This is a genomic window from Streptomyces sp. NPDC006265 (assembly GCF_040613555.1).
GTDB lineage: Bacteria > Actinomycetota > Actinomycetes > Streptomycetales > Streptomycetaceae > Streptomyces.
On sequence record NZ_JBEXSH010000826.1, the window covers coordinates 1 to 4,059 of the forward strand.

Below are 4,059 nucleotides of genomic sequence, written 5' to 3' on the forward strand. Positions count from 1 at the left end.
GGCAGCAGGCTGCGCTGCAAGGTCAGTGCGGTGCCGCGCTCACGGCCGTAGAGGCGGGCGTTGTCTATGCTGATCGCGGCGCGGGCGGCGAGTTCCGAGGCGAGCACCCGGTCCCGGTCGTCGAAGGGCCGCTCGTTGACCGTGCGGTACAGCGAGAGCGTGCCGAGCACCTTGCCCCGGGCCACCAGCGGCAGCGCCAGGTAGGAGTGGGCGCCGGCCTCGTGCAGGGCCAGGGCGGCCCGTGAGTCCCGGGCCAGACGCCGCAGCATCTTGCCGTCCACCCGCTCGACCAGGACCGGGCGGGCGCTGCGCACACACTGTGTGATGATCCGCGACGAGCCGTACGTGGCCAGCTCGCCCACCGGGTCGGCGGCGTGGATGGCGTCGGTGGTGTATCCGGCCGCCACGGCCAGCGCCCGGAACTCGGCCGGGGCGCCGCCCGACACGGGCGTGATGGCGCCACGGGCCACGACCGACTCCAGGACGTCCACGGCGGCCAGGTCCGCGAGGTGCGGCACGACCACGTCGGCCAGTTCCCGGGCGGTCTGCTGGAGGTCCAGCGTGGTGCCGATCTTCATTCCCGCGTCGGCGATCACCGACAGGTGCTGACGCGCCTGCGCGACCTCGGCCGCGGCCTGCTGGCGCTCGGTGACGTCCAGGACCGCCATCGCGAGCCCGAGCACCCGGCCGTCGGTGTCCTCGATGCGGTGGTAGGACTCCGAGTAGGCGCGCTCCTGCGCGTCCGCCGCCGTACGGCCGACGGTCTGCTGGTCGAGCAGGGGCCTGCCGGTCTCCAGGACGTGCCGCATCCGGGACTCGATGGCCTCCACGTCCAGGTCGGGCAGCACCTCCCCGACCCGGCGCCCCAGCACGGCCTCCTCGGGCACGCCGTTGATCCGCTCCAGCGCGGGGTTGACCCCGACCCAGCGCAGGTCGTTGTCGAAGACGGCGATGCCGAGCGGGGTCTGGTTGACGAGGCTGTGCGAGAGGGCGAGGTCGCGCTCCACCCTCCGTACCATTGTCGCGTCCGTGGCGAGTCCCAGCAGGTGGGGCTGCCCCTCGGGGTCGAGGAGGCGCATCGTGCGGAACTCCACCGCGCGTTCCGTGCCGTCGCGGTGCCGCAGCGGGAAGACACCGGCCCAGCGGGCGCCCGTGCTGACCTGGGCGAACAGCTCCCTGCCCCGGGGCCGGTTCTCGGGGGAGACCAGGAGGGTGTCGGCGCGCTGGCGCAGGGCCTCCGCCGCGGTCCATCCGAGCAGCTGCTCGATCTCGGGGCTCCACAGCGCGATGTGCCCGCCGGCGTCCAGGACCACCGCCGCGACCTTCAGCAGATCCAGCAGCCCGCCGGGCGCGGCCGGGACGGCGTCGCGGCCCGAGGTCGCATACCCGTTCATGCGAGCCGCTCCCTCCGGCGCGGCAAAAGGTACCGCCATGATCTGTTGCGCGGGCTGTCCGATGAGGTCACATTACGGTCGCAGGAACGGTTCACCAGCTCCTTGAGCTTGGCGAGCGTCATCGCCTTGTCGCTGCCGGACCAGCCCCACATCGAGATGACGGGCTCCCCGCTGCTCACGATGAGCTGGGCGGCCCCCTGCGAACTCGACACGGCCAGCAGCCACTTGGCGCCGTCCTGGTGCTGCTTCAGGTACGCGATCAGCTCGCTGCTCGCGCCGCCGCCCATGCCGCCACCGCCGGGGCCGCCCTGCATGCCGTCGGAAGCCTGCTGGCCCTGCGTGCCGCCAGGAGCCTGCCCGCTCTGCATGCCTTCCGGAGCCTGCCCGCTCCGCCCGCCGGGCGGCGTCCCGCCCCCGGGGAAGCCGCCCCCGGCCTGGGCGTTGCCGCCCTGCTGACCACCCTCACCGGGGCCGCCCGAGCCCCCGCCCGGGACCCCCCGGCCCCCGCCGCCCCCGGGCCCGCCGAAGCCGTTGCCCGTGGCCGGCCCGGCCGTCGGGTTCGTACCGGCCATGCCGCCGCTCGCGCCCGACGACGGAACCGACCAGGCGTACGCCGCCGGGCCCGTCACCGCCGCGACGACGGCCGCCGCCACCGACACCGCCAGCAACCGCAGCCGCAGCCCCGAGGTGCCGGTGCGGAAGACGAACAGGCCTACCACGGCCGGCGCCATGACGACCAGGACGGCGGGCCACAGCCAGGTGTTCCAGCCGGAGGCCCGCCGCAGCAGCACCGCCGCCCAGACGGCCGTGACACCCAGCGCCAGGGGCAGCACCCACACCCACCGCCGGTCCGCGCGGAAGGCCCGCAGCAGCAGCGCCCCGCCGCCTCCGCACAGCGCCGCGACACCCGGGGCGAGCGCGGTCGTGTAGTACGGGTGCATGGTGCCCTCGGCCAGGGCGAAGGTCAGGTAGTGCAGTACGGTCCAGCCGCCCCACAGCACGAGCGCGGCCCGGGTGAGGTCCGTGCGCGCGGCACGGCCGCACAGCACCAGGCCGCCGACGAGCGCGATGCCCGCGAAGGGGATCAGCCAGGAGATCTGGCCCCCCGAGGATGTCGTTGAACATCCGGCCGAGACCCGCGGTTCCGGAGAAGCCGCCGCCTCCGCCGCCCCCGCCGTTGCCCTCGCCGCCGAGGATCCGGCCGAGGCCGTTGTAGCCCGTGATCAGGTTCCAGGCGGTGCCGTCCGTCGAACCGCCGATGTACGGCCGCTCCGAGGCCGGGACCAGTGACACGGCGGCGGCCCACCAGAAGCTGGAGACGGCCAGCACCACCGCGGCGAGGACCAGGTGGACGACGCGCTTCACGAAGGCCGGCCTCGCCGCGTACAGGTAGACCAGGAAGACGGCGGGCAGCGCGATGTACCCCTGGAGCATCTTGGTGTTGAAGGCGAGCCCGAAGCAGGCCGCCGAGCCGAGCAGCGGCAGCAGCCGGCCGTCGCGCGTCGCGCGCAGGACGAGCGCCGCACCGGCCACCATCAGGAACACCAGGAGCGTGTCGGGGTTGTTGTCCCGGTTGATGGCGACCGTGATCGGGGTCAGGGCCAGCACGAGGGCGGCCAGGGCCGCCGCCGCGTGCCCGAACACCCGCTTCACGGAGGAGTGCAGGATCCAGATGGTGCCCACGGCGGCCGCGATCATCGGCGTCATCATCTGCCAGGTGCCGTATCCGAAGACCCGGCAGGACAGGCCCATGACCATCAGCGCGAGCGGCGGCTTGTCGACGGTGAGGAAGTTCCCGGCGTCCAACGAGCCGAAGAACCAGGCCTTCCAGCTCTCGGTGCCGCTCAGCACGGCGGCGCTGTAGAAGCTGTTGAGGCCGGACCCGGACAGGTTCCAGGAATACAGCACCGCGGCCAGGGCGAGGGTCGCGAGCAGTGCGGGAAGGGACCAACGCGGCGCGTTGGCGGCGTCCTGGGGCGGGGCCTGAGGGGGCTCGGCGGCGCGGAGCTGGGTTTCGGTGGCAGATGTCACCCGAGCATGGTGGGCAGCCCCGATGGGAGGCCGCTGTGCCGAAGCTGGCCGCCACCTGTGAAACCGGGCATCTCCGGTAACGACTCGTACAAGCCTTCGGCACTCCTACAACCATTCGCCCGCGTCCGGGAGTCATGGGGGCATGACTTCTGGGATATCCCGCCGCGCGAGAGTGCTCGCGGCGGCCGTGGGCACGGGCGTTCTCGTGCCGCTCGTCACCGCCGCCACGCCCGCCTCCGCCGCCCCGGCGGCCGTGACCTGCACGTCCGCCAAGGCCGGGCTCGCCGCCAAGCTGAAGAAGGACATCACCGCCGCGCTCGCCACCCGCAAGGGCACGGTGGCCGTCGGCCTCTACGACCGCAGCACCAACACGACCTGCACCCTGCGCGCGAGTTCCGCCTACGACTCGGCCAGTGTCGTCAAGGTCACCGTGCTCGCCACGCTGCTGTGGGACGCGAAGAAGACGAACCGGTACCTCACCGACCGCGAGAACACCCTCGCCAAGGCGATGATCACCAAGTCGGACAACGCGGCGACCTCCACCCTGTGGAAGCAGCTCGGCATGACTCCTTCGTCCAGATCACCCTGGGCGACTGTGTGTCGCTGCGGGAGGTGGCCACGCTTCCCTCCTGCC

At 73.0% G+C, this 4,059-nt stretch carries 1 protein-coding gene and 2 pseudogenes; 1 reads left to right on the forward strand and 2 read right to left on the reverse strand.

Annotation, left to right across the window (positions count from 1 at the left end; genetic code table 11):
* Positions 1-1,394: PAS domain-containing protein (locus ABZ281_RS40795; protein WP_356663021.1), on the reverse strand; the 1,394-nt coding region annotated here is incomplete at its 3' end.
* A gap of 92 nt (positions 1,395-1,486) precedes the next feature.
* Positions 1,487-3,425 (reverse strand): annotated as a pseudogene (locus ABZ281_RS40800) (glycosyltransferase family 39 protein); the annotation flags it as partial.
* Positions 3,426-3,567: 142 nt separating this feature from the next.
* Here ABZ281_RS40800 and ABZ281_RS40805 point away from each other — a divergent pair.
* Positions 3,568-4,059: pseudogene (locus ABZ281_RS40805) on the forward strand (hypothetical protein); the annotation flags it as partial.